21 protein-coding genes are annotated in these 25,933 nt (G+C 67.7%); 9 read left to right on the top strand and 12 right to left on the bottom strand.

Features of this window, described 5'->3' with window-relative positions:
- Window positions 1-60 precede the first annotated feature (60 nt).
- From ABV408_RS17270 to betT, 3 genes are all read left to right on the top strand, one after another.
- The gene (locus ABV408_RS17270; protein WP_353980125.1) at window positions 61-1,176 is read left to right on the top strand and encodes a tricarboxylate transporter; all 1,116 of its coding nucleotides are present in this window, start codon (window positions 61-63) and stop codon (window positions 1,174-1,176) included.
- A 39-nt stretch (window positions 1,177-1,215) separates the two neighbouring features.
- The gene (locus ABV408_RS17265) at window positions 1,216-3,171 is read left to right on the top strand and encodes a tripartite tricarboxylate transporter permease (RefSeq protein ID WP_353980124.1); all 1,956 of its coding nucleotides are present in this window, start codon (window positions 1,216-1,218) and stop codon (window positions 3,169-3,171) included.
- Between the two features lie 502 nt (window positions 3,172-3,673).
- Window positions 3,674-5,737, top strand: coding sequence for a choline BCCT transporter BetT (gene betT, locus ABV408_RS17260; RefSeq protein ID WP_353980123.1), 2,064 nt, complete (start codon window positions 3,674-3,676; stop codon window positions 5,735-5,737).
- A 27-nt stretch (window positions 5,738-5,764) separates the two neighbouring features.
- Here betT and ABV408_RS17255 read toward each other — a convergent pair whose 3' ends face one another.
- Window positions 5,765-6,616, bottom strand: a complete 852-nt coding sequence (locus ABV408_RS17255; protein WP_353980122.1) for a hypothetical protein — start codon at window positions 6,614-6,616, stop codon at window positions 5,765-5,767.
- Window positions 6,617-6,936: 320 nt separating this feature from the next.
- Here ABV408_RS17255 and ABV408_RS17250 point away from each other — a divergent pair, with 320 nt between their 5' ends.
- A complete protein-coding gene (locus ABV408_RS17250; protein ID WP_353980121.1) occupies window positions 6,937-8,568 on the top strand; it encodes a sodium:solute symporter in 1,632 nt (543 codons plus the stop codon).
- Window positions 8,561-9,085: a hypothetical protein gene (locus tag ABV408_RS17245; RefSeq protein ID WP_353980120.1), complete on the top strand. Its 525-nt coding sequence runs from the start codon at window positions 8,561-8,563 to the stop codon at window positions 9,083-9,085. Before ABV408_RS17250 ends, ABV408_RS17245 begins: the two co-directional genes overlap by 8 nt.
- A 15-nt stretch (window positions 9,086-9,100) precedes the next feature.
- Here the strand turns inward: ABV408_RS17245 and ABV408_RS17240 are convergent, their stop codons facing one another.
- The 3 genes from ABV408_RS17240 to ABV408_RS17230 are packed head-to-tail and all read right to left on the bottom strand — an operon-like array spanning window position 9,101 to window position 12,136.
- Window positions 9,101-10,072: a sugar kinase gene (locus ABV408_RS17240; RefSeq protein WP_353980119.1), complete on the bottom strand. Its 972-nt coding sequence runs from the start codon at window positions 10,070-10,072 to the stop codon at window positions 9,101-9,103.
- 26 nt (window positions 10,073-10,098) lie between these two features.
- Window positions 10,099-11,013, bottom strand: a complete 915-nt coding sequence (locus ABV408_RS17235) for a nuclease-related domain-containing protein (RefSeq protein ID WP_353980118.1) — start codon at window positions 11,011-11,013, stop codon at window positions 10,099-10,101.
- 37 nt (window positions 11,014-11,050) lie between these two features.
- Window positions 11,051-12,136 (bottom strand): diguanylate cyclase, encoded by a 1,086-nt coding sequence (locus ABV408_RS17230; protein WP_353980117.1) that lies wholly within the window; start codon window positions 12,134-12,136, stop codon window positions 11,051-11,053.
- Between the two features lie 85 nt (window positions 12,137-12,221).
- On the opposite strand from ABV408_RS17230, the gene ABV408_RS17225 reads away from it, so the two are divergent.
- Window positions 12,222-13,100, top strand: a complete 879-nt coding sequence (locus ABV408_RS17225) for an NAD-dependent protein deacetylase (RefSeq protein WP_353980116.1) — start codon at window positions 12,222-12,224, stop codon at window positions 13,098-13,100.
- Here ABV408_RS17225 and ABV408_RS17220 read toward each other — a convergent pair.
- From ABV408_RS17220 to ABV408_RS17200, 5 genes are all read right to left on the bottom strand, one after another.
- The gene (locus ABV408_RS17220) at window positions 13,075-14,067 is read right to left on the bottom strand and encodes an aldo/keto reductase (protein WP_353980115.1); all 993 of its coding nucleotides are present in this window, start codon (window positions 14,065-14,067) and stop codon (window positions 13,075-13,077) included. The genes ABV408_RS17225 and ABV408_RS17220 overlap by 26 nt on opposite strands.
- Window positions 14,068-14,151: 84 nt before the next feature.
- Window positions 14,152-14,583: a YbaY family lipoprotein gene (locus ABV408_RS17215; protein WP_353980114.1), complete on the bottom strand. Its 432-nt coding sequence runs from the start codon at window positions 14,581-14,583 to the stop codon at window positions 14,152-14,154.
- A gap of 68 nt (window positions 14,584-14,651) precedes the next feature.
- A complete protein-coding gene (locus tag ABV408_RS17210; protein WP_207033538.1) occupies window positions 14,652-15,026 on the bottom strand; it encodes a translation initiation factor Sui1 in 375 nt (124 codons plus the stop codon).
- Window positions 15,027-15,126: 100 nt separating this feature from the next.
- The gene (locus tag ABV408_RS17205; protein ID WP_353980113.1) at window positions 15,127-15,807 is read right to left on the bottom strand and encodes an HAD family hydrolase; all 681 of its coding nucleotides are present in this window, start codon (window positions 15,805-15,807) and stop codon (window positions 15,127-15,129) included.
- 310 nt (window positions 15,808-16,117) lie between these two features.
- Window positions 16,118-17,104, bottom strand: coding sequence for a D-glycerate dehydrogenase (locus ABV408_RS17200; RefSeq protein WP_353980112.1), 987 nt, complete (start codon window positions 17,102-17,104; stop codon window positions 16,118-16,120).
- 383 nt (window positions 17,105-17,487) lie between these two features.
- On the opposite strand from ABV408_RS17200, the gene ABV408_RS17195 reads away from it, so the two are divergent.
- Window positions 17,488-18,723: an FAD-dependent oxidoreductase gene (locus ABV408_RS17195; RefSeq protein WP_353980111.1), complete on the top strand. Its 1,236-nt coding sequence runs from the start codon at window positions 17,488-17,490 to the stop codon at window positions 18,721-18,723.
- Window positions 18,724-18,876: 153 nt separating this feature from the next.
- On the opposite strand, the gene ABV408_RS17190 is transcribed toward ABV408_RS17195, so the two are convergent.
- The 3 genes from ABV408_RS17190 to ABV408_RS17180 all read right to left on the bottom strand — a co-directional run bounded on the left by ABV408_RS17190 (window position 18,877) and on the right by ABV408_RS17180 (window position 22,691).
- Window positions 18,877-20,295: a VOC family protein gene (locus tag ABV408_RS17190; RefSeq protein WP_353980110.1), complete on the bottom strand. Its 1,419-nt coding sequence runs from the start codon at window positions 20,293-20,295 to the stop codon at window positions 18,877-18,879.
- 90 nt (window positions 20,296-20,385) lie between these two features.
- The gene (locus tag ABV408_RS17185; protein ID WP_353980109.1) at window positions 20,386-21,639 is read right to left on the bottom strand and encodes an aspartate aminotransferase family protein; all 1,254 of its coding nucleotides are present in this window, start codon (window positions 21,637-21,639) and stop codon (window positions 20,386-20,388) included.
- Between the two features lie 119 nt (window positions 21,640-21,758).
- Window positions 21,759-22,691, bottom strand: coding sequence for a LysR substrate-binding domain-containing protein (locus ABV408_RS17180; RefSeq protein WP_353980108.1), 933 nt, complete (start codon window positions 22,689-22,691; stop codon window positions 21,759-21,761).
- A 119-nt stretch (window positions 22,692-22,810) separates the two neighbouring features.
- On the opposite strand from ABV408_RS17180, the gene ABV408_RS17175 reads away from it, so the two are divergent.
- Window positions 22,811-24,304 carry an aldehyde dehydrogenase family protein gene (locus tag ABV408_RS17175; protein ID WP_353980107.1) on the top strand — a complete coding sequence of 498 codons (1,494 nt, stop codon included), beginning with the start codon at window positions 22,811-22,813 and terminating at the stop codon, window positions 24,302-24,304.
- Window positions 24,305-24,403: 99 nt separating this feature from the next.
- Complete coding sequence (gene nhaC / locus ABV408_RS17170; protein WP_353980106.1) at window positions 24,404-25,867, top strand: Na+/H+ antiporter NhaC; 1,464 nt, start codon at window positions 24,404-24,406, stop codon at window positions 25,865-25,867.
- Window positions 25,868-25,933: the final 66 nt, after the last annotated feature.

The raw sequence follows: 25,933 nt of genomic DNA, 5'->3' as shown, positions 1-25,933 counted from the left end.
AGCCGACGGTATGACGACAACACAGCCATAACAGCAACAACATCAACGAGGAGACGTGCCATGCACGCCAAGCGCACACACACCTTTTTCCCCTGCGTTGGCCGCCACTGCGCCCTGGCGCTGGCTGCGGCGCTGCTGCCACTGGGGGCTCAGGCCGCAGAGCCCGAGGCGGTGCCCGATACGCTCGAGTGGACCGTACCTTTCGGGGTCGGCGGCGGTACCGATGTCTGGGCACGCTTCATGTCGCACTGGATGGGGGAAGCGCTGCTCTCGCATCCGACCATCGTGATCGACAACGTGCCCGGTGGCGGTTCGATCACCGGCACCAATCTGTTCTACGCCCGCGCCGATGCCGACGGCTCGCAGATGCTGGTGACCTCGGCCTCGACCCAGTTCCCGGCCATGCTCGACGACCCGCGGGTGCGCTACGACTACGCCAAATGGACGCCGATCATCGCCGCGCCCACCGGCGGCGTGGTCTACGCCCAGCCGGGCTACGGCAAGGATACGGATACGATTCTCGCTGCGCTGCGCGAGTCGCCGACCAAGTTTGCCATGCAGACTCCCACCGGGCTCGAGATGCCGGTGCTGCTGGCCTTCGACCTGCTGGGTCTCAAGGTGGAGCCGGTGTTCGGCATGCGCAGCCGGGGCGAGGGTCGGCTGGCGTTCGAGCGCGGCGAGGCGGGGGTCGATTTCCAGACCACCTCGGCCTACTTCAGCAACGTCGCTCCGCTGGTCGAGGCGGGCAAGGCGGTGCCACTGTTCTCGCTCGGGGTGATGAACGCCGACAACGTCATCGAGCGTGACCCTGCCTTCCCCGATCTGCCGACCTTCTCCGAGCTCTATCTGGCGCAACCCGGGCATAGTCGCGACGACATCGCCTATCAGGTGTTCCACAAGTTCTTCGCCTCCGGCTATGCGCTGCAGAAGCTGCTGCTGGTGCCCAAGGACACCCCGCCGGCGCTGATCAAAGCCTACCGCCAGGCCGCGGCGACGCTGCCCGAGCGCGAGGACTTCCTGACCGCGGCGCGCAACCAGGTCGGCCCCTACACGCCGGTGGTGGGTGAGGTCGCGGCCAAGCAGCTCGACTCTGCCATGCAGCTCAGCGACGCGCGCCGCCAGTGGGTGATCGACTGGCTCAAGTCGCGCTATGGCGTGCGTGTTTCCACGCGCTGATCAAGCGCCGGCACCAAGGCCGGCCAAGGAGAGACAACGATGATCGATGCGTTGATGACGAGCCTGGGCGAGGTATTCAGCGGCGCCCATCTGCTCTACATGGGCTTCGGCGTGCTGGTGGGGCTGCTGGTGGGCATCATTCCCGGCCTGGGCGGTATCGCCGGCATGGCGCTGCTGCTGCCGTTTCTCTACGGCATGTCGCCGGGGCTGGCGCTGGGCATGCTGATGGGCATGGTGGCGGTGATCCCCACCGGCGATACCTTCACCTCGGTGCTGTTGGGGATACCCGGGTCGAGCGCCTCCCAGGCCACGGTGATGGATGGCTTTCCGCTGGCCAAGAAGGGGCAGGCCGCACGGGCGCTGGCCAGTGCCTTTCTCTCCTCGCTGTGCGGTGGGGTGATCGGGGCGGTGGTGCTGACCGGCTTCATTCTGGTCGCGCGGCCGCTGGTGCTGGCGTTCTCCTCGGCGGAGCTGTTCGTGCTCACGCTGCTGGGCTTGGCAATGGTCGCGGTGCTCTCCGGCGAGAGCCAGTTCAAGGGCATGGCGGCGTGCGGTCTGGGGTTGCTGCTCGGGGCGATCGGTACCGCCCCGGCCACGGGCGAGTTCCGCCTCAATCTGGATGTGGGCTATCTCTACGACGGTATCCCGCTGATCGTGGTGGGCCTGGCGATCTTCGCCTTGCCGGAGATCATCGACCTGTTGATCCAGCGCGGCAGCATCGCCCGCGAGCGTACCTCGCTGGGTCACGGCTGGCGCCAGGGGATCCGCGACGTGGTCGACAATCGCGGGCTGGTCGCCAAGTGCGCCGGCATGGGCAGCCTCATCGGGACCATCCCGGGGCTGGCGGGCTCGGTGGTCGACTGGCTGACCTACGCTTTCGCCTCGCGCACGGCCAAGGGGGAGAAGCACTTCGGCCAGGGCGACATTCGCGGCGTGATCGCTCCGGAGTCGGCCAACAACGCCTGCGCCTGTGGGGCGATGGTGCCCACGCTGCTGTTCGGCGTGCCGGGCTCGGGGACTGCGGCGATCTTCCTCGGTGGTCTGCTGCTGCTCGGCCTGGAGCCGGGGGTGAGCATGATCTCCACTCACCTCGACCTGACCTACACCATCATCTGGTCGCTTGCGCTGGCCAACATTCTGGGCGCGGCGCTGTGCCTGGTACTGGCGCGCCCGGTGGCACAGCTGACGCGGATTCCGTTCGTGCTGCTGGCGCCGGTCATCACCACGCTGATCCTGTTCGCCGCCTATCAGGCCACGCGCTCGCTGGGTGACTGGTACACGCTGTTGGCGGTGGGTGCGGTCGGGGTGCTGTTCAAGCGTGCCGGTTGGTCGCGCCCGGCATTCCTGATCGGCTTCGTGCTGGCGCCGGGGGCGGAGACCTACTTCTATCAGAGCGTGCAGTTCCAGGGCATGTCGGCCTTCCTGCGCCCCGGTGTGCTGATCATCCTGGGCATGATCGCGCTGGCGTTGCTGCTGCCGCTGCTCAAGCGGCTGCTGAGCCGGCGCCAGCCGCTGGCGGTCGGTGCCGAGGTCACCTCGCCGCAGCAACCGCCGGCAGTGCCTACCTTCGGGCGTGTCGATGCGCTGTTGGTGGTGGGTCTGCTGCTGCTGGCGGCGGCGTCCTGGTACGACATCAGCGGGCTCTCCTTCCTCGGTGGTATCTTCCCGCGGCTGGCGATCACGATCATGGCCGTGGGGGCGGCGCTGAGCGCGCTGGAAGCGTGGCGCCGCGGCGCGCGTTGGGAAGCACAGCCGCTGGGCGCGCCGCTGCTGTGGCTGGTAGGGCTCTTGGGGTTGGTGGTCCTGGCGTCGATGCTCGGCTTCGTCAGCGCGGCGACGCTGATGGCGTTCGCGTTCCTGCGCGGCGTGGCCAGGGCGCGCTGGTCGACGGCGCTGGCGATCGCGGCAGGGATCGCGGCCTTTCTGCTCGGCATGCAGGCGCTGCTCAGTCTGCACTACCCCAGTGGATGGCTGGATGCGCTGATCGGCATCTGAGCCCGCGCCTCGCTGTGGGTCGATGGCGCCTCCCCGGTGGGGAGGCGCCTTTTTTTGGTTCATCACACCTGTCCGGGGAAGCCGGTGACAGTCTAGGGCCGCGCCACGCGCGGGCCCCTGCGCGATGACTGTCAAGCGCGTTCGGTGCCAGTCCGCACCGAAGAAAGGCGAGAGCGGTGCGGTTGAAAGTCGCAGCATAACGCCGTATTTTAATTGAACGGTCAATCAATAAAGATGCGTGACGCCTTCTTGATGGTTCTCGTGTCCGGGCGCCTAGCGCGGTAGTGCGCCAGGTGGCGCCGGGTTGCGTTGACCGCGGGGAGAGCGGGCGTTGAAAGTCGCCCTGGCCGGTATGCCCCAAGTCGACTTAACTCAAAGCAAGATCGCAGCGCCCCGCGAGGGACAGCGGGAGCACCGCGCTGTGTTCGACGGTTCGTCTTCGCCCGTGAAGCAGTCTGGGCGTGACGCGCCGGACGTCATTTCGACACCGGATGGATATCGTATGCACACACAAACCGACAATAATTCACCAGCCCGAGACCGACTCAATCCCGTCGTGTTCTACGGCTCGGTGATCGGCATCGTCGCCTTCTCGATCTGGGCGATGGTCGCCACCCAGCAGGCCAATGCGATCATCAACGCGCTGCTGGGATGGATCTCCAACACCTTCGGCTGGTACTACTTTCTCACTGTCGTCATCTATCTCGCCTTCGTGATCTTCCTGGGCGTCTCACGCTTCGGCAAGATCCGCCTCGGGCCAGAGCACGCCAGGCCCGACTTCAATATCTTCTCGTGGTCGGCGATGCTGTTCTCGGCGGGTATCGGCATCGGGGTGATCTTCTTCGCCCTGGCCGAACCGTTGACCCAGTTCTACCAGTCGCCGCAGGTACCCAGCGACCAAGTGCTAGCGGCGCGTCACGCCATGGAGCTGACCTTCCTGCACTGGGGCATCTCGGGCTGGGGCATCTATACCCTGGTGGGGATGTCGCTGGCGTTCTTCAGCTACCGCCACAACCTGCCGCTGACCATCTCGAGCGCGCTATACCCGATCTTCGGCAAGAAGATCTACGGCCCGATCGGCCATGCGGTGGACATCGCCGCGGTACTCGGCACGGTATTCGGTATCGCCGCCAGCCTGGGGATCGGCGTGATCCAGCTCAACTACGGCCTGGATTTCATGTTCGGTATCACCGAGAGCGTCTGGACCCAGACCATCCTGGTACTGATGATCGTGCTGTTCGCCACCATTTCCGCGGTCACCGGGGTGGAGAAGGGCATCCGGCGGCTGTCGGAGTTCAACATTCTGCTGGCTGTCGCGCTGCTGCTGTTCGTGCTCTTCGCCGGCAAGACCATCTTCCTGCTCAACGCTCTGGTGATGAACGTCGGCGACTATCTCTCCGACTTCGTCTCGCTGTCGTTCAACACCTACGCCTTCGATCGCCCGACCGAGTGGCTCAACGCCTGGACGATCTTCTTCTGGGCCTGGTGGATCGCCTGGGGCCCGTTCGTGGGGCTGTTCCTGGCGCGCATCTCGCGTGGGCGCACCATTCGCACCTTCGTCGCCGGCACATTGACCCTGCCGATCGCCTTCATGATGATCTGGATGTCGATTCTGGGTAACAGTGCGCTGGACATGGCGATGAACGGTGCTCATGACTTCGGCGAGCAGGTGATGAACAACCCGCCGGCGGGCATCTATCTGTTCCTGCAGGCCTACCCGTGGCCAGTCTTCACCACCATCGCGGTCAGCGTGCTGGCGATCGTGTTCTTCGTCACCTCGGGGGACTCCGGGGCGCTGGTGCTGTCGAACTTCACTTCGATCCTCAAGGACGTCAACAGCGATGCGCCGATCTGGATGCGTATCCTGTGGTCGGCGGTGATCGGTGTGCTGACCCTGTCGCTGCTACTCGCCGGGGGGCTGAGCACGCTGCAGAGTGCGGTGGTGATCACCGGGTTGCCGTTCTCGATCGTGCTCTTCTTCATGATGGCCGGACTCTACCGGGCGTTGAAGGTGGAGGCATTCAAGGAGGATAGCCACCGGCTCAGTCTCTCCGGGTCGCTCTCCGGGCGCATGTCCGCCGGCGGGCGCGAAGCGGGTTACGACTGGCGCAAGCGGCTCAAGCGGGCGATGTCGTTCCCCACCCGCGACGAGGCACGTCAGTTCCTCGAGCAGACCGGACGCCCGGCGATGGAGGCGGTGCGCGACGAGCTCGAAGGCCAGGGCGTGAAGGTGCAGATCAACGAGGGGACGCAGAACGACGACGACTACCTGTCGCTCTACGTCGACCTCGGCAGCGAGCAGAACTTCACCTATCAGATCTGGACGCACCCGTTCGCCACGCCCTCGTTCGCCATGCGCACGCCGCGCAGCAGCAGCCGCTACTACCGCCTCGAGGTCTATCTACTCGAAGGCAGCCAGGGCTACGATCTGGCCGGCTACACCCGCGAGCAGGTGATCGACGACATGCTCGATCAGTACGAGCGCCACTTGCAGTTCCTGCATCTCAACCGCGAGGAGCCGGGCAGCATCAACATGCCCGACAGCCCCGAGCAGCCGCCGGCCTGAGGCGAGTGATCCGCGGCCCTGACAGCGTCAGGGCCGCGTGTCGCAGGCGGTCTCCGTCGGTGGTTCCCACGCCGGCGGCAGCTCTGCCGCCTCGGGCACCGGGGCGGTCAGGCCGAGTTCGCGCCGTCCCAACCAGTCGAGCATCGCCGCGCCGGTCACGCGACCGGCGTCGGCGATACCCTGGGTGCCGAACAGGCGGTTGAACTCGAACAGTATCGGCGTCTCGCCGAGCATGGCGACATCGAAGCCGCCATGATCGATCTGGAACGCCGCCGCCACCCGCTTCACCAGCGCGACGGCCGCCTCGGGGATGTCCTCGTGGTCGATGCGGCCGCCCTGGGCCACGTTGGCGCGATAGCCACCCAACGGCGTCACCCGCCAGTAGCTGGCGAGAATGCGGTCCCCCACCAGTACGATCCGCAGATCGCGATCGATCGGTAGCCTGGGCTGGGCGTAGAGCACCGGGTTATCCGCCGCGAAGCGCTCGAGTTCGCGGCGCCGTTCGACCAGATGCACGCCGTTGCCGCGGGCGCTGCGAATCTCCTTGAGAATCATCGGATAGCCGATTTCCGCCTCCACGGCGTCGATGCCGTAGGGGGTATTGGCCTGGATCACGGTGGGCGGAATGTGCTGCGGGAAGGCCGCGCGCATGGCACGGGTCTGCTCCACCTTGTCGTGCCCCAGATAGTAGGTCGCCGGGGAGGGAAAGATGCGCTTGTGCAGTGCATGCAGCAGCACGTTGACCTGCCAGTAACTGGGAAACAGCAGCCAGTCGGCGGCCTGGATCTCGTCCAGATGATCGAACATGCGCTCGGGCTTGATATAGCGAACGTTCGGCATGCCGAGGGTGCGGGAGACATCGAAAGTGATCAAACGCATCGGAGACCTCATCGAGGACAGGCGCGCCAGCGGGGAAGGGAGCGCATCATCCGAGGCTTTCCGGGGTTTGGCAAGAGGGTCGCGAGAGTTTGTCAGTGGCCCCGACGAGCAGTGCTCATGCCCCACGGCGCGTCGTCCCGGGCCGCGTCGGGCTGGGTTTTCCTGGTACCTGCACGGCTATCGAGACGTGGCGTTGCGATGCCGGTGTGGCGACATGCTAGGCTGAAGTCATCAATACAAGGCGCTTCAGGCACCTCTCCACTCGACGGACAACATCGACGTATAACTCCGACGTATAACAACAACGCGAGGATTGGCTCATGGGGGCTTTCACTGTCTGGGACAGCATCGTGCTGGTCGTTTACGTGCTGGGCATCGCCTGGGTCGGGGCCCGCTTCGGCAAGTCGCAGGCGACGACACAGGACTACTTTCTCGGTGGGCGCAGGATTCCCGGCTGGGCCATCGGTCTCTCGGTGATGGCGACCCAGGCCAGCGCCATCACCTTCATCGGTGCGCCGGGCTGGGGCTTCGAAGGCGGTCTCGAGCGGCTGGTGACCTTCATCAACGTGCCGCTGGCGATGGCGGTGCTGATCGTGGTGCTGGTGCCGATCTTCCATCGCGCCGGTATCTACAGCATCTACGAGTTGCTCGAACGGCGCTTCGGGCCGCTGACCCGGTCGCTGGCGGCGCTGCTGTTCCTGATCGCCCGCGGCCTGGCCACCGGTGTGGTGCTCTATGCGCCGGCGCTGGTGCTCTCGGTGGTGACCGGCTGGAGCGTCGATCTGACCATCGTGCTGATGGCGGTGATCGCGGTCGGTTACACCGTGCTCGGCGGTATCAGCGCGGTGATCTGGACCGATGTGATCCAGATGTTCGTGCTCTGGCTCGGGGCCATCCTGAGCATGCTGCTGATGGTCTCGAGCCTGCCCGGCGGCTGGAGCGACGTCTTCGCCTTCGGCGCCGCCCACGGCATGTTCGATACCTTCGACCTGTCGCTCGACCCCAGCGTGACCTACTCGCTGTGGGCGGGGCTGATCGGTGGGGTGGTCATGCATGTGGCCTACTTCGGCACCGATCAGAGCCAGATCCAGCGCGTGCTGACCAGTCCGAGCATTGCCGAGGGGCAGCGTTCGCTGCTGATCGGCGGCTATCTGCTGGTGCCGCAGATGCTGCTGTTCCTGTTCATCGGGGTGATGCTCGCGGCGTACTACCAGCAGCACGGGCTGACCCCACCGGAGAATCTCAACGAGCTGTTCCCGCGCTATGTGGTCGAGGCCTTTCCGGTCGGCATCACCGGCCTGGTGATCGCCGGCGTCTTCGCCGCCGCCATGTCGAGCCTGGATTCGGCGCTCAACTCGCTCTCGGCGGTGAGCGTGCGCGACTTCTATGCGCGCTTCGTCAGGCCCGACGCCGACGAAGGCCACTACCTCAAGGCGTCGCGCTGGGCCACCGTGTTCTGGGGGCTCTACGCCACCCTGTTCGCCTTCTTCGCCGGCAACCTCGGCCCGGTGATCGAGGCGGTCAATCGGATCGGCTCATGGTTCTATGGCGCTCTGCTCGGCGTCTTCCTGCTGGCGGTGCTCAGCCGACGCAGCAATGGGCGCGGCGCGGTGGCGGGCATGCTCTTGGGCATGGCCGCGGTGTGGGCCGCCTCGCACCTGGGGATCTCCTGGCTCTATCAGAATGCGGTGGGGCTCGGCGTATCGCTGGCGGTCGGCTATGCGGTCAGTCTCAGCGCCCCGGCGCCGAGACCTGAGCAGCTCGCCGACGTGACGCTGGAGGAGACGGCGCCGGACATGCAGGCGCTGCTGCGCCGGCGCAGTGCTGCGGCCACGCCGCTGGGGCGTGATGCCCGCGTGACGCGTGCCCGCTGTCTTGGTCTGCTGGTCTGGTTCGTGATTTCGCTGTTGGCCCTGGGGGGGCTGCAACTCTGGGCCCATGCCCATGGATGAGGGCCACCTACGTCGCCGGATCGATGGCGAGGCGGCGAGCCGGCGGCTGCGGCGCTACGCGGCCGCGCGCTTCGAACCGGCCTGGCTGGCGCTGTGGGCGGTGGCGCTGACGGCACGTGAGGCGCAGACGCCGGATGCCTGGCTGCTGGGGCGCAGTGGCCTGTCGCGGGCGTTGCTGTGGCCCGGGCCGCTGGGCCACGATGCCTGGGAGTATGATGCGCCGGCAGGCGTGGAGACCCGGCTGGGGGGCGAGACCAGTGAGGCGGGGCGTCCCTCGCCCGAGGCGTTTGCGCGCTGGTGGCTGTGGGAGCGGCTGGCCAAGCCGCGACTGTGGTCGCTGCGGGTGCAGCCCGCCACCCTGCAGCGGCTCTGGCTGCCGCTGTGGCTGGGTTACCACCAGGGGCGCCAGACGCGGCTGATCGTGCTGAGCGGAGTCTCCGGCGAAGCCCTCGGCGCGCTCAAGCCCGCGGTGCTGGCGGCGCTTCGGGCCGAGGCGCGGGCGGCAACGCCGGATTGAGTCGCCGCCCGCGTGTCAGCCGGGCATCGCCTCGCCGCTGCGCTCCATGGCGGCGAGTTCGTCGCGCCGGGGCAGCCCCTCCATGTCGCCGATCACCTGCACCTGACGCGCGCCGATCAAGTTGGCGCGGTGCAGCGCGGCGGGCCAGTCGAGCCCATCGAGACGCGCGCTGATGATGCCCACGGCGAAACCGTCGCCCGCACCCACGGTGTCCACGACCCGGGCCACCGGGGTGCCGGCGACGCTGCCTTCGCTGTCTTGCGTGCGGAAGTAGCTGCCCTCGGGGCCGAGCTTGATCACCACCGCCTGGGCGCCGCTGTCGAGATAGACCCCGGCGATGTCATGCGCGCTGTCGCGCCCGGTGAGCAGGCGCCCCTCGGCGAGCCCGGGCATCACGATGTCGGCCTTGGCCGCCAGGGCGTTGAGCGTCTGCTTCATCTCCGCCTCGCTGGCCCACAGGCTGGGGCGCAGGTTGGGGTCGAAGGAGATCGACAGCCCTGCGGCGCGGGCGCGGGTGAGCAGCTCGAACGAGAGCTCGCGGGTGGTGGCGGAGAGCGCCGGGGGGATGCCGGTGGCGTGCAGATGGCGCGCGGCATCGAGCGGTACCTCGCGGCAGTCGTCGAGGCACAGATGGCTTGCGGCGCTGCCGCGGCGGACATACTCCACGTGGGGGTCGGCGCCACCCTCGGCGCGCGCCTTGAACAGCAGCCCGGTGGCGTGCGCCGGGTCCTCGATCAGATGGCGGCAGTCGAGGCCCTCGGCTTCCAGTGCCCGGCGCAGGAAGGTGCCGTTATGGTCGCGCCCGACTCGGGAGAGCCAGCGCACGTCGAAGCCCAGCCGAGCCAGCCCGATGGCGACATTGGTGTCGGCGCCGGCGGTGCGCCGGTGAAATTGCCCGACGCTATCCAGCGGCCCGGCTTCGTCGGCCACGAACATCGCCATGGCTTCGCCGAAGGTGAGAACATCGAAAGCGGGTGCAGCGGACATGATATCTCCTGGAAAACGGGCGGCGTTCAGCGTGCGGCCGCCTTGCGTTGATATTGTTGTTGGCGGCGGTCGAGCGACTCCACCAGGCGCTGGCGCTGCTCGTCGTCGATCACTTCGTTGCCGTCGATACCCAACTGGGCGGCGAGATCAGCGCCGTCGATCACCTGCACCTCGCGATCGCTGCCCAGATGCTGGGTCTCGTCGTCGATGGTCCAGCCCGGCAGTACCAGCACGCCCTTCACCGGCACGTTCAACTGGGTGTGGCGTGTCAGCCACTGGCGCAGCCACACCGTGGCCATACGTACCTTGCGCAGCATGCTGCGCTGACTGCCATCGGGGAAGCGCAGCCGCTCGGACTCCACCGCGACGACCTGGTTGGGGTTGCCCTCCAGATCGAGGGGAAAATCCCGCGCCATGGTCTGGATCACGAACACCCCCTGGGGGGTGACCAGCACGTTGTCGATGCTGTAGCTGTCGGTGGGGAAGTCGTGGAACACGAAGAAGGGCTTGGCTACCGGGCGGATCAGATGATCCAGCGCCTGACCGATGGCCAGCTCCGAGGCCAGGCTGCGGGTGAGACGGCGCACCCGCTGCACGTCGCGCAGGATCAGAAAGCCGAACAGCATCGCCAGCAGGGTGCTGAACACCCCGTAGAGCGACCATTCGAGCCAGCTCTGCTCGTCGGCGAACAGCATGCGTCCCATGCCGTAGACCAGCGGCATCAGGGTCAGGGTCGGCGCCAGCGCGGCATCGAGAAAGAACGCCACCCGGGCGCGCTCGAGGCGGTCGCGGTGGAGCTGGGCGATTTCGCGGATCGGTTTGCCGTCGTGGGGGGAGCGCAGGCCGACGTTCTGCAGATCCCGCAGGGTGATCGCCACCAGCGCGGCCGCCCCCAGCGGGGCGAGAAAGATCAGCGGTAGCAGGTATTCCAACCAGGCCATGGGCAGATGTCCTTGCGGCGGCGGCGAAAATGCCATTCTAGCCGAGGTCGAGCAGGCTCTGCGATGTCGCGCTGTGCGCCACCTCGATTCGGTCGCGGCCGGCGTTCTTGGCCGCGTAGAGTGCCTGGTCCGCTTGCAGCAGCCACTGTTCGTGGCTGGTCATGTGGGGCGCCTTGGCGGCGGCGCCGATGCTGCAGGTGGGCATCCGCACCAGCGGTGGCGGTGGCGCGTGTCGGCGCAGGCGCTGCTGGAAGGCGCGCAGCGCGGCCTCGGCCTGTACCAGCGTGGTTGCCGGCATCAGGATGCCGAACTCCTCCCCGCCGTAGCGCCCGAGCAGAAAGTGCGGCGGGAGCGACCGACGCAGCAGCGTGGCCAGTTCGCGCAGGGTTTCATCCCCCACGCCATGGCCGTGCCGGTCATTGATGCTCTTGAAGAAGTCGAGATCGATCAGGGCGATCACACCCGGTGACTCCGTGACCTGCTCGGCGGCGATCTGGGCTTCCCAGAAACGCCGGTTGTAGAGCCCGGTCAGGCCGTCGGTGCGGCTCAGGTCGGTCAGGTTACGTTTCTGGCGGCTGAGCTGGCGCGCCTGCAGGTAGGTGATATAGCCGATCGCCAGCGGGTAGGTGATCAGCATCGGCAGGCTGCACAGGAGCACGCTGGTGGTGGGGATGATCGGCGGTGCACCGGGTGCGATCAGCCACATGCCGAACAGGCTGCCCAGCGCCAGCAGCCCGACACCGCGCAACGCCATGCGCGTGCCGCCGACGGCAATGTTGTTGAGGCTGATCATGGTCAGCACGACGATCGTCGGCAGCAGGTTGAAGTGCATGGCGGCGAGCCAGAAGCCACCCAGCAGACTGTCGATGCCGAGGTTCTGGCGTTCGGCGTGATAGGGTGAGCTGTGCCGCTTGGCGCGCCAGTAGGCGAGATGCGACCAGCCGGCGATCTGCAGTGCCCACAGCAGCCAGACCCAGGTCGGCGTCGGCAGCGTCAGCAGCGCGCTGCCGATGCACAGCCCCCCGGCAGCCAGCCCCAGGGTGCGCGGGGGATAGATCCGCCGGGCCAGGCGTAGGCCGCGCAGGCGCTGTTCGATCAAAGGGTCCAGAAGCGTATTGGGCATCGGGCAGCCGTGCTGCGTCTCCGCGGGACACAGTCTATTAGAAATAGGGTGGCTCCCTTTCTATCACCGATCGAGGGCAAAAAGCATGTGCGACACGTCGGCGGCGGGCGTCGAGGCGCTGGGGGCTTTCCTCGTCCGTTACCCGGAGCTATTCGTGCTCACCGGAGCGGGCGTGAGCACCGCCAGCGGCATTCCCGACTACCGCGATGCCAGCGGGGCGTGGAAGCGGCCGCCACCGGTCAGCCACCAAGCGTTCATGGCCAGTCGGGCGGTGCGCCAGCGCTATTGGGCGCGCAGTCTGGTCGGGTTTCGCGCCCTTGCCGCGGCGCGGCCGGGGGAGGCGCATCACGCCCTGGCGGCGCTGGAGGCCGGGGGTGGCATATCGCAACTGGTGACTCAGAACGTCGATGGCCTGCATCAGCGCGCCGGCTCGCAGCGGGTGATCGATCTCCACGGCCAGGCCGATCTGGTGGTCTGCATGCACTGCGGTGCGCGGCTGATGCGCCATGCGCTACACGACGAGCTGGCACGGCGCAATCCGCGCTGGCTCGACCTGCCGGCGGCGGTGGCGCCGGATGGCGATGCCGATCTCGAGGGTGTCGATTTCACGGATTTCGTGGTGCCCGACTGCCAGCGCTGCGGTGTCGGCATTCTCAAGCCGGATGTGGTCTTCTTCGGCGACAACGTACCCCGCGCCCGGGTACAGGCGGCCTTCGATGCCCTCGAACGGGCACCGGCCATGCTGGTGGTGGGGTCGTCGCTGATGGTCTATTCGGGCTATCGCTTTGCCCGCCATGCGGCGCGGCAGGGCAAGCCGATCGCCTGCCTCAACCTGGGGCGGACGCGCGCTGATGCGCTCTATGCGCTCAAGGTCAGCGCGCCGATCGGGCCCGCGCTGGAGGCCGCGACGGCGGCGCTGAGGCCGCCTGAGACCACGTTCAGCGGCGTGTCGGCGGCGCCATGAACTCGGGCCCGACCGGGTCCTTGATGTGCTCGGCGAGCAGCGCATCGATATCCGCCAGGTCGCGATCGCTCAGCTGCCAGCCGCTGATGTCGCCGACCGGGTCGACCTGGGCTGGCTTGCGTGCCCCCCACAGCGCCACGATGTTGGGCGAACGGTCGAGAATCCAGCGCACCGCCAGGGCCAGCACCGACTTGCCGTGGCGCTCCTGGGCCAGTGCCTCGAGATCCTTCACCGCGGCCAGGTACTGCGCGAAGCGCGGCGACTGGAACTTGGGGTCCTTGTTGCGCAGGTCGTCTCCAGAGAAGGTGGAGTCGCTGTGCATCTTGCCGCTGAGCAGGCCGCGGCAGAGGGCGCCGTAGGTGAGCAGGGTCAGATCGTTGTCCTCGGCGTAGGGCAGGATCTGCGCGTCGATATCGCGCTCGAACAGGTTGTACGGGGGCTGCAGCGTATGCAGCGGCGCCACCTCGCGGAAGGCCTCGCACTGTTCGGGGGAAAAGTTGCTGACCCCGATGGCGCGGATCTTGCCCGCCTGATGAAAGCGCGCCATCGCCTCCGCGGTCTCGGCGATCTCCACCAGCGGATCGGGCCAGTGGATCTGGTAGATATCGATGGTGTCGGTCTTGAGCCGCCGCAGCGAGTCGTCGAGCTCCTTTTCCAGCCGTTTGGCGGTGGCGTTGCGGGCCAGGCTGTCGTCGTCGTACCACTCCAGTCCCGCCTTGGTCGCCAGCACCAGCCGCTCGCGCTGGCCGCTCTCGGCGACCGCCTTGCCCACCACCTCTTCGGAGTGGCCGAAGCCGTAGGCCGGGGCGGTATCGATCAGCGTAATGCCCTTGTCGATGGCGGCGTGAATGGTACGGATGGCGTTGGGATCGTCGGTGCCGCCCCACATGCGCCCGCCCATGGCCCAGGTGCCCAGGCCCACGCGGGACATCTCGATATCGGTACCGGGTAGCTTACGCGTTTCCATGCTCGTCTCCGTCGAGGACTGACAGTCGAATCAGCGTGGTCGGTTTTCGCCCGGGCATCAAGCCAATGCCCCGGGGTGAGCGCTTCAGGGCGCCGAAGGGGAGAGCGCATCGGCCCCGGTCGGCACCACCGGGATGTCGGGCTCCGCTGGGTCGTGGCGACCGAACACCGCCACCGGTGTCTGGCTCAGGTAGATGATGCGCCCATGGCTGCGAATCTGGGCGCTGAGCTGGTAGATGTCGTCACGCGCGATGGCGTCGGGCAGATACTGCAGCGTGACAGGCAGCGGCAGCTGACCGAGCTGCTCGTAACGGCTGCTGGCCACCACGTCGCCGTGAGTGACGTCCTCCAGCTGCACCTCCAGGGTGGCATCGGCGGGCAGGGTGACCGGGTTCTCGGAGACCACCCGGGCAGCGAGGGTCTCGAACTGCGGCCCCCCGGCGCAGCCGGCCAGCAGGGCGACGGCCAGCAGGGCTGTGGCCGAACGGACGCGGCGCGAAAGGGCGGGGTACGGCATGGGAAGCGACCTCCTGAGATGGCGAACGAGCGGCTGGCGTTGAGACAGGCGTGGCGGCGATAAATTCCTCAGCCGCCGGCCAGCTTGACCGTATAGCCGCGGGTTTCTAGCTCGCGCTTGAGCACCTCGCGATGGTCGCCCTGTATCTCGATCACCCCCGCCTTGAGCGCGCCGCCGGTGCCGCAGCGCTTCTTCAATACCTTGGCCAGCGCCTTGAGCTCCTCCTGGGGGAGGGGAACGCCTTCGATCGTGGTCACGCCCTTGCCCTTGCGGCCGCTGGTTTCGCGGCGGATACGCACGATCCCGTCGAGTGCGGCGAGTCGCTCGGCTTCGGCGTCGGCCTGACAGCGGCACTCGGCGAGCGCCTGGCGGCACGCGGGGCAGGTCTCACCGTGCTCGGTGGAGTAGACCAGGCCGCGCAACTGATCCTGTAAGGAGGGCATGAAGGGCTCCGCTGCAATGGCTGAGACGCCATGATAGCGCGCTCGGCCGGGCCCGGACGAGCGCTGCCCGCCGCCGCCCCGCGAGGAGATTGGGGCGGTATCAGGCGTGGTTGGCAGCGAGCATCGGCAGCAGTCGATCGACGGCAGTAGGCAGCTCGCGCATATGACCGATGGCGATGGCGCCCGCCGGTGTGGCTTCGCGCTCGGGGAAGCGGTTGATGTGTATCACACGCATGCCGGCGGCCAGCGCAGCGCGCACGCCGACCTGGGCATCGTCGATCACCACGCAGTGGGCCGGGTCGAAGCCCATGTCGCGGCCGGCGTGCAGGAACAGGCCGGGGTCGGGCTTCCAGCTGCCCACGCTGTAGGCGCTGTAGATATGATCATCGAAGAAGTGGCGTAGCCCGGTGCTGTCGAGCGCGCGGCGGATCTTGTGCTCGGGGCCGTTGGAGGCGACGCAGCGCGGCAGCCCGCCCAGCGCATCGAGGGCACCGGCGGCGCCTTCGATCGGTGCGAGCTCGTTGAGCATGCGCTCGTTCATCTCACGGCGCATGTCGCGCTCGGTCTCTTCGCGCAGCGTGGGGTCGATCGCGCCGTAGGCGCGTTCGAGATGCGCCACGATGCTGCCGAAGCGCGCGCCGCGAAAATCGTTCATGTAGTCGATGGGGCGAAACGGAAGACCGGCCTGGGTGAGGTACTTGGCCATGATCTCGGCCAGCAGCGGTTCGCTGTCGACCAGGGTGCCGTCGCAATCGAAAAGCAAGCAGAGCGGGTCGGGCATGATGGGTCGCCTCGAGGGCGCTGTCAGTGAAAGGGGTGACCCGCGGCCGTGGCTGGCGAGTCGTTGGCTGTTGCGCCAATATCCCGGTTATCGGCACCGTGACCTCATTGTTGAGATAAGGTTACGGAACACTGTTTTCAATGACGCTTGCCAACTTTAGTCGCCGTGCTTCGGCTTGACAAGCCGGGGGGCGCAGCGGGGCGTGAATTGCACACTTTTTGACCGATGAAGTCGGCCCGGTCGGATGATAGGTCCTCGGTCAAACCAAGCCCCGCCCAGCCTGGCGTGGCGGAGCCAGTCCACCGGCCTGTCAGTCGAGCCGCTCGGGCCACGCCTCGGGATTGAACGGGCTGAGCGGGCGCTTGCCATCCAGCGCCAGCAGCAGGTTGTCGACGGCGCGCTGGGCCATGGCGGTGCGCGTCTCGTGGGTGGCGGAGCCGATGTGCGGCAGCGCGACCACGTTGGCCAGGCGCGGCAGCGGCGAGTCGGCCGGCAGCGGCTCCTGCGCGAAGACGTCGAGACCGGCGCCGCGGATCTCGCCGCGTTCGAGGGCCTCGATCATCGCGGCTTCGTCGACCACCTCGCCGCGGGCCAGATTGATGAAGATCGCGCTCGACTTCATGCGCGCGAACTCGGCCGCGCCGATCAGGTGCCGGGTGTCGGCGTTGAGCGGCACGATGGCGCAGACGAAGTCGGCCTCGCGCAGCAGCTCGTCCAGCTCGCAGTGGCGTGCCCCCAGCTCCTGCTCCAGTGCCGGTTTGGGCGAGGCCTTGGCGTAGAGCACGCGCATGCCGAAGCCCAGCGCACCGCGGCGGGCGATCGCCTGGCCGATCCGGCCGAAGCCGATCATGCCCAGGGTCTTGCCATGCACGTCGGTGCCGAACTGCTCGGCGCCGATACTCGCCTGCCACTCGCCGCGCTTGACGTACTCGGCCAGCTCCACCACCCGCCGGGCACTCGCCATGATCAGCGCGAAGCCGGTGTCGGCGGTGGTCTCGGTGAGCACGTCCGGGGTATGGCTGAGCAGGATGCCGCGGCGGGTCAGCTCCTCGACCGGGTAGCTGTCCACGCCCACCGAAATGCTCGAAATGGTCTCGAGATTCGGCGCCGCGTCGAGCAGCTCGGGGGTGATCTTCACCCCCGCGCCGATCAGCCCGTGGGCCTGGCCCAGCGCCTCGCGGAATGCCGGGTCGTCGGCGGAGGCGAGCTTGCCGAAGTAGTCGACCTGATAGCGCTCGCGGAGCTGGTCGAGCTGCTGCTCGTCGAGACGGCGATAGGCCAGGATACGCTTGCGCATGGAACTCTCCGTTTGATGGCAGGGACCGGCCGCCCCCGCCCAATGTGGCCGGGGGAAGACGCCAAAGCCGTTCCGGCACGGCGCCGAGCGGGGCCATGAGCTTGACCGGTGATCACCGCATCATGGCGAGTCGGCCTGCGTAAAGTCCAGACCGCTGAGGCTGACGCTGACGTCGACCACGAGGGTGCGGGTGATCGCGCCCGCGGCGCTTGGTTGCGCCGGGGTTGCTGTTATCATCGATTGCCACAGGCATGACAGGATGCGGCGCGGTGTTCGTCACAGGCGGCGGCATCGGCGTTGACCCATGGCGAGGCTGTCGACGTGTTCAAGGGCTGAGTAGGTGTTTAAGGGCTGAGTAAGTGTTCAAGGGCTGAGGAGTGGCTATGCAAGCGGATGTGGTGGTGCTGGGGGCCGGCATGATCGGGGTCTCGACCGCGCTGCAGTTGCAGCGGCGTGGGCGCAACGTGGTGCTGGTGGATCGCCGCGCGCCGGGGGAGGAGACCTCCTACGGCAACGCCGGCCTGATCCAGCGCGAGGCGGTGGAGCCCTATCCCTTCCCGCACGACAGCCGCATGATCTTCAAGGTCGCGCGCAAGGGCGGCATCGACGTCAACTACCACCCCTCGGCGCTGCCGCATCTGGCCTCGCCGCTGGCGCAGTACTGGTGGTGGTCCTCGCCGTCGCGTTACGCCCAGGTGGCGAGGGAGTACAGCCGGCTGATCGCCCACTGTCTGAGCGAGCACGACAGCCTGATCGAGGAGGCCGGCGCCGGGGCGCTGGTGCGCAAGAGCGGCTGGCGCACCGCCTACCGCAGCCAGGAGGCGCTGGAGAAAGGGCTGGCCAATGCCGAGCGGCTGGCTCAGGAGTACGGGGTCGAGCATGCGCCGGTCAGCGGCGACGAGCTGGCGCGGCTGGAGCCCGGGCTGACCCAGCGCCTGGCGGGGGCGGTGCACTGGACCCAGCCGTGGTCGGTGCGCGACCCCGGCGCGCTGGTGGCGAGCTACGCCAGCCTGTTCCAGGCCCGCGGCGGCGCCTTCGTCAGCGGCGATGCCGCGACCCTCGAACGCCACGGCGCCGGCTGGCGGGTGACCACCAGCGAAGGGCCGGTCGAGGCCGCCGAGGCGGTGGTGGCGTTGGGCCCGTGGTCGGATGAGCTGCTGCGGCGCTTCGGCTATCACCTGCCGCTGTTCGTCAAACGCGGCTATCACCGCCACTACGACATGCCGACGCCGCTGAGCATGGCGATGCTGGATGCCGAGAACGGCATCATGCTGGCGCCGATGAATCGCGGCCTGCGCATCACCACCGGGGCAGAGTTCGCGCGTCTCGACGCCCGCGCCACGCCGCTGCAGTCGAGCAAGGCCGAGCGGGTCGCGCGCGAGCTTCTGGCGATCGGCGATGCGGTCGAGCAGACCCCATGGCTCGGCGCGCGGCCGTGCACGCCGGACATGAAACCGGTGATCGGCCCGGCGCCCAAGCACGCCGGGCTGTGGTTCCACTTCGGCCACGCTCACCAGGGCTTCACCCTCGGGCCAGCGTCGGGGCGGCTGCTGGCGGAGATGATGTGCGGCGAGACGCCCTATATCGAGCCGGCGCCCTATTCGGCCAAGCGCTTCTGAGAGGGTGTTTACAAAATGCCTGCGCTCGACAATACGGCGTTGAAATCGACCTCAAAATACTCATTTACCCCACGTAAACTCCGTTTTTTTGGTCGATTTCGCCTTGTCTTGCCTTCGCTCGTCGAATTTGTAGACACCCTCTGAGCGGGCGCGTCAGTTGTCGGCACTGCAGGCTTCGAGCCCCAGGGCGTGCATCACGCGCTGGCGTGATGCCGCCTCGCGCCGAGCATAGAGCGCCAGCTCGTCGATCACCGGCGCCCCCAGCGCCTGCTCGAAGTCGTCGCGATTGGCGTGACCGGCGTAGCCGTCGCTGCGCGCGTCACCGAGATTGGACTGGAAGATACCGGCCGCACTCACCGGCAGGAAATCCTCGTAGGTGATCGGCTGCACGCTGACCCAGCCGCGGGCGATCGCCGCTTCCAGGTCCACTGTGGCCAGATCCACCGCTGCCAGGTCCGCCGTCTCCCCACCCACCGCTGCCTCTCTGACCGCCTCGCCCGCTGGGGTCAGCCGGTAATCGAAATAGGCCAGCCCCTGGCGGCGCAGCTCCGTCAGGTCATCGGGGAACGCCGTGAAGACAGCGTCGAGTACCTGCTGGTGGGCAGCGTTGTCGAGGCCCTGGCTGCGCTCGCGGGCGGCTGCCAGCAGCTGGTCGTAGTGCTCGCGTCCGGCTGGCGTCAGCGCCATGCCACGCTGCTCGATCTCGCCGAAGCGGGCACTGTGCGACCCCTGCTGGCGGTCGGCGAAACGAATCTCCTCCTCCAGCGCCTTGAAGCTGGTCTGGCGCAGCAGGATCGGGCAGGCGCGCCGGGGCGGGCCCTCGATCACCGCCTTGGGGGTGATCCCGACCTCGGGCATGCGGCGCTGCACCGTGTCGATATCCAGGGTGCGCGGGGTCAGGTGATTGATATGCGGGCCACGGAAGCAGACCACATCGGCGATCAGCCGATGCTGGTCGTGCAGGGCGCAGTAGGTGGGCCAGTCGACGGTTGCCTCGCGGTGCCAGCGGAAGGTCTCCAGCGCGGCGGCGACGAAGCGCTCGGCGTCGTCCTCGCTCAGCCCGCCCTGGGCTTCGTGGCGCTCGATCAGCGCCAGCGCCTCCGGGGTGAAGATCTGGCGGGCGTCGAGGATGGCAGCGGCGCGCTCGCGCAGCTGGCGATCCTCGATCAGCTCCAAGCGCAGCAGTGAGGTGAAGACACGGAAGGGGTTGCGCGCCAGCGCGGCGTCGTCCACCGGACGGAAGGCGGTGGCGTGAACCGGTACCCCCGCCGCGGAGAGGTCGTAGTAGCCCACCGGCTGCATGCCCATCACCGCGAACAGCCGGCGTAGCCCAGCCAGCTCCGCTGCCGTGCCCACGCGAATGGCGCCGTGGCGCTCGACGCCGAGACGTGCCAGGTCATCGTGGGCCTCGAGTCTGGCGGCCAGCTCGGGGTCGCCGGCGAGAGTCTCGCGATTGACGGTCTCGACCAGCTCCAGGAGCGTGCCGTACTGGGGGACTTCTGTCTGATACATCGCCGACATGGCGCGCGAGAAGCGGTCGCGGATCGCATCGGGGGAGAGAAACGAGGGCATGGCAAGTCTCCTGCGTATGAGGGGCGTCAAAAAGGGGCGCTTCGCGGCGCGTCAGGGTGTGGCGGGGGCGAGCACGTGGACGCGACGCGCTCAGGCGCGCAGCGTGGCCAGGGCCTCGCCGAGCCGCGCCAGGCCCTCATCGAGAATCTCGGGTTCGCTGGTCAGTGGGGGCAGCAGGCGCAGCACGTTGCGCTTGCGCCCGCTGGGCATCAGTAGCAGGCCGCGCTCGCGCGCCGCGGTGAGCAGCGCGCTCAGGTGCTCGGCCCCGCTGGCATTGGGGGTGTCGTCGAGCACGATGCCGCGCATCGCGCCGATGCCGGTGAGGGCGCCGACCATGGGGTGGCGGCCGCTGGTCTGCCACTCGCGGTGGTGGGTCAGCACGCGGGACTCGACCGCCTGCGACCAGCGCGCCAGATTGGCGTCGCTCATCTCCGCGATCACCGCCAGGGCCGCGGCACAGGCCAGGGCGTTGCCCGAGTAGGTGCCGCCCAGCCCGCCCCGGGGCAGCGCGTTCATCACCGCCTCGCGCCCGGCGACGGCGGCCAGCGGCAGCCCCGCGGCCATGCTCTTGCCCATTAGCAGCAGGTCGGGCTCGACCTCCAGGTGCGAGAACGCGAAGCGTGCCCCGGTGCGCCCGAAACCGGACTGGATCTCGTCGAAGATCAGCACGATGCCCAGCGCCTGACAGCGCGCTTGGAGCTGGCGGGCGAAGTGCGGGCAGAGCCGGCGGAAGCCGCCTTCGCCCTGGACCGGCTCGACGATGATCGCGGCGACCTCCTCGGCGGGAACCTCGACCGCGAACAGCCGTTCCAGCGCGGCCAGGGCCGTGGCGGCGTCGACCCCACTGTCCGGCCCCGGAAACGGCAGGTGGTACACCGGGCCGGGCAGGCTGCCGAGACGCTGCTTGTAGGGGGCGACCTTGCCGCCGAGATTGAGCGCGGCCAGGGTGCGCCCGTGGAAAGCGTCGTCGAAGGCGATCACCGCCGTGCGGCCCGTATGCGCACGGGCGAGCTTGAGCGCGTTCTCGGTCGCCTCGGCGCCGCTGTTGGTGAGCATGCAGCTGAGCGGATAGCTGACCGGCACGAAGATATCCAGCGCCTGGGCCAGATCGAGATAGCCGCGGTGGGGCAGGGCGTTGAAGGCCGAGTGGGTCAACTTGCCGAGTTGCGCCTGAATGGCGGCCAGGACGCGTGGGTGCCCGTGCCCCAGGTTGAGCACGCCGATCCCGGCGACGAAGTCGATATAGCGCTGGCCCTGCTCGTCCCAGACCTCGGCGTTGGCGCCGCGCTCCAGACAGATCGGATGCACCACCCCGAGGGCGTGGCTGACGTGGGGAAACTCCATGGGTGGCTACCTGCAGTGGCGACGATGACGGTTCGGGTCATCAAAGCAGCCGGGCAGGCGGCGCTTCAAACGAAAAAAAGCCGCCCTATCATTCCAAAAATTCTGGATTCTCCCGCCGGCTATGCGTCGGTCGGTGCGGGCGTCTGAACCGGACCCAGGGTGGGACGGTCACGATGTTCGTGCATCCAGTCGAGAAAGCCGCGTACCTTGGCCACCTCGCCCTTGTGTTCGGGATAGGCGAGGTAATAGGCGTCGCGGCTCGCGAGCGCGTGCGGCCAGGCCTGCACCAGTTGGCCCTGGGCGAGCTCCTCGGCGGCGAGAACCTGTGGCACCAGCGCCACCCCGCAGCCCACTCGCGCGGCGCGCAGCAGCATCTCGAAGGTATCGAAGCGTGGCCCGTGATAGCTGTGCTGGGTGTAGAGCTGCTGATCGGCGAACCAGGCATGCCACGCCTCCGGGCGCGAATCGCTCTGCAGCAGCACCTGCTGGGTGAGCGCAAGCGGATCGTCGAAGCCGCCGACCGGCACCAGCGAGGGCGCGCACACCGGCACCATCCGTTCGTCGAGCATATGGATGCACTCCGCCTTGGGCCACACGCCGCGGCCGTAGAAGAAGGCGGCGTCGACCCGCTCCTGTTCGAGATCGAACGGCTGCGTGCGGATGCCGATATTGAGATAGACGCTGGGATAGCGCAGGCGGAAACCGTTGAGACGCGGCACCAGCCAGCGGGCGCCGAAGGTCGGCAGGGTGGTGACGTTGAGCACCTCGCTCTCGCCGCCGTAGGACTGCATGTAGCGGGTCGACATCTCCACCTGGGCCAGCACCTTGCGCACCTCGGTGAGATAGAGCGATCCCTCCGGGGTGACCTGCAGCCGGCGTCGCACCCGGCGGAACAGCGGATGTTCGAGGATCGCCTCGAGCTGGGCGACCTGCTTGCTCACCGCGCTCTGGGTCAGGCTCAGCTCGTCGGCGGCGCGGGTGAAGCTCAAATGGCGCGCCGCGGCCTCGAAGCACTGCATGGCGGTGAGGGTGGGGAGATGACGGCGATTCATGGCAGCCTGCTGGCAGGAAAAAAAGGAATGATGTCGGTATAAAACGTCGTTTGTGGCGCGTCAATGGCCGGCGCAATACTGCCGCGACACCTTTTTCGTTCCGGCAGCAGGAGAACAACATGATCGACGAGATCCTCGGACGCCTCGGCGTGGCGACTTCGGCCTACCGCGACGGCGACTATGTGGTCACCTCGCCCACCGACGGCGGCGAGCTGGGCCGGGTCAGCAACGAGTCCGCAGCGGCGGTGACCGCGCGTATCGACCGCGCCGAGCGTGCCTTCGCCGCTTGGCGCCAGGTACCGGCCCCGCGGCGGGGCGAGCTGGTGCGGCTGTTCGGCGAGCAGCTGCGCCGGCACAAGGAGGATCTCGGGGCGCTGGTCACGCTGGAGTGCGGCAAGATTTATCAGGAGGGGCTGGGCGAGGTCCAGGAGATGATCGACATCTGCGATCTCGCCGTGGGCCAGTCGCGTCAGCTCTACGGCCTGACCATCGCCTCCGAGCGCCCCGGCCACCACATGCGCGAGAGCTGGCATCCGCTGGGCCCGATTGGTCTTATCACTGCCTTCAACTTCCCGGTCGCGCCCTGGGCCTGGAACGCCGCGCTGGCGCTGGTGTGCGGCAACAGTCTGCTGTGGAAGCCCTCCGAGAAGACCCCGCTGTGTGCGCTCGCCTGCCAGGCGTTGCTGGAGCGCGCCATGGCCGAGTTCGGCGACGACGCCCCGCAGGATCTGAGCCAGGTGATCATCGGCGAGCGCGAAGCCGGCGAAGCCCTCACCGACGACCCGCGGGTGCCGCTGATCAGCGCCACCGGCAGCACGCGCATGGGTCGCGAGGTCGCGCCCCGGGTCGCCGCGCGCTTCGGCCGCAGCATTCTCGAACTGGGCGGCAACAACGCCATGATCCTGGCGCCCAGTGCCGATCTCGACATGGCCGTGCGCGGCATCCTGTTCTCGGCGGTCGGCACCGCCGGCCAGCGCTGTACCACCCTGCGCCGTCTGATCGTCCACGAGTCGGTGCGTGACGAGGTGGTCGAGCGGATCAAGAAGGCCTACGCCAACGTCACCATCGGCGACCCGATGCAGGGCAACCTGGTCGGCCCGCTGATCGACGCCCAGGCCTTCGACCAGATGCAGTCGGTGCTGGAGAAGGCGCGCCAGCAGGGGGCCACGGTGTTCGGCGGCGAGCGCCAGCTGGCCGACACCTACCCCAATGGCTACTACGTCTCGCCGGCGATCGTCGAGGTCGCCGAGCAGAACGAGCTGGTCAAGCACGAGACCTTCGCGCCGATCCTCTACGTGCTCAGCTACCGCGACTTCGACCAGGCCTTGGCGCTCAACAACGACGTGCCGCAGGGGCTGTCGTCGTGCATCTTCACCACCGACGTGCGCGAGGCGGAAGCCTTCGTTTCCGATCAGGGCAGTGACTGCGGCATCGCCAACGTCAATATCGGGCCGAGCGGTGCCGAGATCGGTGGCGCCTTCGGTGGCGAAAAGGAGACCGGTGGCGGGCGTGAGTCCGGTTCCGACGTGTGGAAGAGCTACATGCGTCGCCAGACCAATACCGTCAACTACTCGCGCGAGCTGCCGCTGGCCCAGGGCATCAAGTTCGACTGACGCCTCGCCGGAGCGCGCCCTGCGCTCCGGCTCCACTTCCTGCATCTCTCCAACGCGCTCCCCTGTCCGCGCGCCAATAACAACTCCGGGAGAAGGTCGATGAGTGACAACGTTCGCGTGGGCGCGATTCCCAGCCTGCCGCTGGCGCTGGCGCCGCTACTGCTGACCGTGGCACTGCTGATGACGCAGTTCTTCGTCTTCGGTGACTTCACGCCCCACATTCCGCTCGCCTGCGGCATCCTGATCTGTGCCTTCTTTGCGCGCCTGCGTGGCATCGCCTGGACGCGCATGGAGGCGTCGATGCTCAAGGTGATCAAGCTGGGCCTGCCGGCGATCCTGATCCTGCTCGCGGTGGGCATGCTGATCGGCACCTGGATTCTCGCGGGAACGGTGCCGACGCTGATCTACTACGGCATCAATCTGGTCTCGCCGGGCTGGTTCCTGGTCGCCACCTGTCTGATCAGCTCGTTGATCTCGCTCGCCGTGGGCACCTCCTGGGGCACGGTGGGCACCGTCGGTCTGGCGCTGATGGGCATCGGCCATGGCCTGGGTATTCCGGTCTATCTGACCGCGGGTGCGCTGGTCTCCGGCGCCTTTTTCGGTGACAAGATGTCGCCGCTCTCCGATACCACCAACCTCACCCCGGCGGTCTGCGAGACCGACCTGTGGACCCATATCAAGAGCATGATGGCGACCACGGTGCCGGCGATGACGCTGGCGCTGCTGGCCTACGCCTGGCTCGGTGCCGGCTACGCCGATCAGCTGATCGACGTCGGTGGCATCGATGCCCTGCGCCGCACGCTGGCCGAGCACTTCACCCTGAGCTGGATCACGCTGATCCCGCCGGTGGTGGTGATCTCGCTGTCGATGGCCCGGTTTCCGCCGTTCCCCACCATCTTCGGCGGTGCCGCGCTCGGTGGGGTGATCGCGATCCTGCTCCAGGGCAGCGACGTGCAGGCGGTGTTCGACGTGATGCAGAACGGCTACGTCGCGGACACCGGCAGCGCGGCGATGGATACGCTGCTCTCCAAGGGGGGCGCGATGTCGATGACCTGGGTGGTGACCCTGACGCTGTTCGCACTCGGTTTCACCGGGATGCTCGAAGCCTACGGCACCATCGACGCGATCATGCTGCACCTGGCCAAGCTGATGCGCGGGCGCTTCAGCATGGTGCTGACCAGCTCGGTCACCACCGCGTCGGTGGGCACCGTGGTCGGCGACGTCTATACCACCCTGGTGCTGCCGGGGCGGCTGCTGCACGGGCAGTACCAGCAGATGGGCTACCGCACCTCGGTGCTGTCGCGCACCATCGAAGACAACGGCACGCTGCTGTCGCCGCTGATCCCGTGGAACATGGGTGGGAGCTTCGTCGCCGCCACCACCGGGGTGCCCACGCTGCTCTATGCGCCGTTCGCCTTTGCCTGCTGGCTGTCGCCGCTGTTCGGCCTGCTGTGGGCGCTGCTCGGCCGCTTTGTTCCGCGGCAGGCGACGACAGCGGATCGGGCGGCCGAGCGGCGGGCCGGTTCAGGGGCGCGGGGTGAAGCGCAGGCGGGTAGCGCCTGAGCGGCGCGGCGTGAGCGAGACGCCACCCCACACGATGTGATCGGCATGACACTGGCCGAGCGGCCA

The sequence above is a fragment of the Salinicola endophyticus genome (assembly GCF_040536835.1).
Classification (GTDB): Bacteria; Pseudomonadota; Gammaproteobacteria; order Pseudomonadales; family Halomonadaceae; genus Salinicola; species Salinicola endophyticus_A.
The sequence above is the reverse complement of the archived record's forward strand: the minus strand, read 5'-3'. Positions and strand labels throughout refer to the sequence as shown.

Bases quoted from the DNA above. Each gene is read 5' to 3' on its own strand.
- ABV408_RS17270 (WP_353980125.1), top strand. From the start codon at position 61: ATGCACGCCAAGCGCACACACACCTTTTTCCCCTGCGTTGGCCGCCAC.
- ABV408_RS17265 (WP_353980124.1), top strand. From the start codon at position 1,216: ATGATCGATGCGTTGATGACGAGCCTGGGCGAGGTATTCAGCGGCGCC.
- betT (WP_353980123.1), top strand. From the start codon at position 3,674: ATGCACACACAAACCGACAATAATTCACCAGCCCGAGACCGACTCAAT.
- ABV408_RS17255 (WP_353980122.1), bottom strand. From the start codon at position 6,616: ATGCGTTTGATCACTTTCGATGTCTCCCGCACCCTCGGCATGCCGAAC.
- ABV408_RS17250 (WP_353980121.1), top strand. From the start codon at position 6,937: ATGGGGGCTTTCACTGTCTGGGACAGCATCGTGCTGGTCGTTTACGTG.
- ABV408_RS17245 (WP_353980120.1), top strand. From the start codon at position 8,561: ATGGATGAGGGCCACCTACGTCGCCGGATCGATGGCGAGGCGGCGAGC.
- ABV408_RS17240 (WP_353980119.1), bottom strand. From the start codon at position 10,072: ATGTCCGCTGCACCCGCTTTCGATGTTCTCACCTTCGGCGAAGCCATG.
- ABV408_RS17235 (WP_353980118.1), bottom strand. From the start codon at position 11,013: ATGGCCTGGTTGGAATACCTGCTACCGCTGATCTTTCTCGCCCCGCTG.
- ABV408_RS17230 (WP_353980117.1), bottom strand. From the start codon at position 12,136: ATGCCCAATACGCTTCTGGACCCTTTGATCGAACAGCGCCTGCGCGGC.
- ABV408_RS17225 (WP_353980116.1), top strand. From the start codon at position 12,222: ATGTGCGACACGTCGGCGGCGGGCGTCGAGGCGCTGGGGGCTTTCCTC.
- ABV408_RS17220 (WP_353980115.1), bottom strand. From the start codon at position 14,067: ATGGAAACGCGTAAGCTACCCGGTACCGATATCGAGATGTCCCGCGTG.
- ABV408_RS17215 (WP_353980114.1), bottom strand. From the start codon at position 14,583: ATGCCGTACCCCGCCCTTTCGCGCCGCGTCCGTTCGGCCACAGCCCTG.
- ABV408_RS17210 (WP_207033538.1), bottom strand. From the start codon at position 15,026: ATGCCCTCCTTACAGGATCAGTTGCGCGGCCTGGTCTACTCCACCGAG.
- ABV408_RS17205 (WP_353980113.1), bottom strand. From the start codon at position 15,807: ATGCCCGACCCGCTCTGCTTGCTTTTCGATTGCGACGGCACCCTGGTC.
- ABV408_RS17200 (WP_353980112.1), bottom strand. From the start codon at position 17,104: ATGCGCAAGCGTATCCTGGCCTATCGCCGTCTCGACGAGCAGCAGCTC.
- ABV408_RS17195 (WP_353980111.1), top strand. From the start codon at position 17,488: ATGCAAGCGGATGTGGTGGTGCTGGGGGCCGGCATGATCGGGGTCTCG.
- ABV408_RS17190 (WP_353980110.1), bottom strand. From the start codon at position 20,295: ATGCCCTCGTTTCTCTCCCCCGATGCGATCCGCGACCGCTTCTCGCGC.
- ABV408_RS17185 (WP_353980109.1), bottom strand. From the start codon at position 21,639: ATGGAGTTTCCCCACGTCAGCCACGCCCTCGGGGTGGTGCATCCGATC.
- ABV408_RS17180 (WP_353980108.1), bottom strand. From the start codon at position 22,691: ATGAATCGCCGTCATCTCCCCACCCTCACCGCCATGCAGTGCTTCGAG.
- ABV408_RS17175 (WP_353980107.1), top strand. From the start codon at position 22,811: ATGATCGACGAGATCCTCGGACGCCTCGGCGTGGCGACTTCGGCCTAC.
- nhaC (WP_353980106.1), top strand. From the start codon at position 24,404: ATGAGTGACAACGTTCGCGTGGGCGCGATTCCCAGCCTGCCGCTGGCG.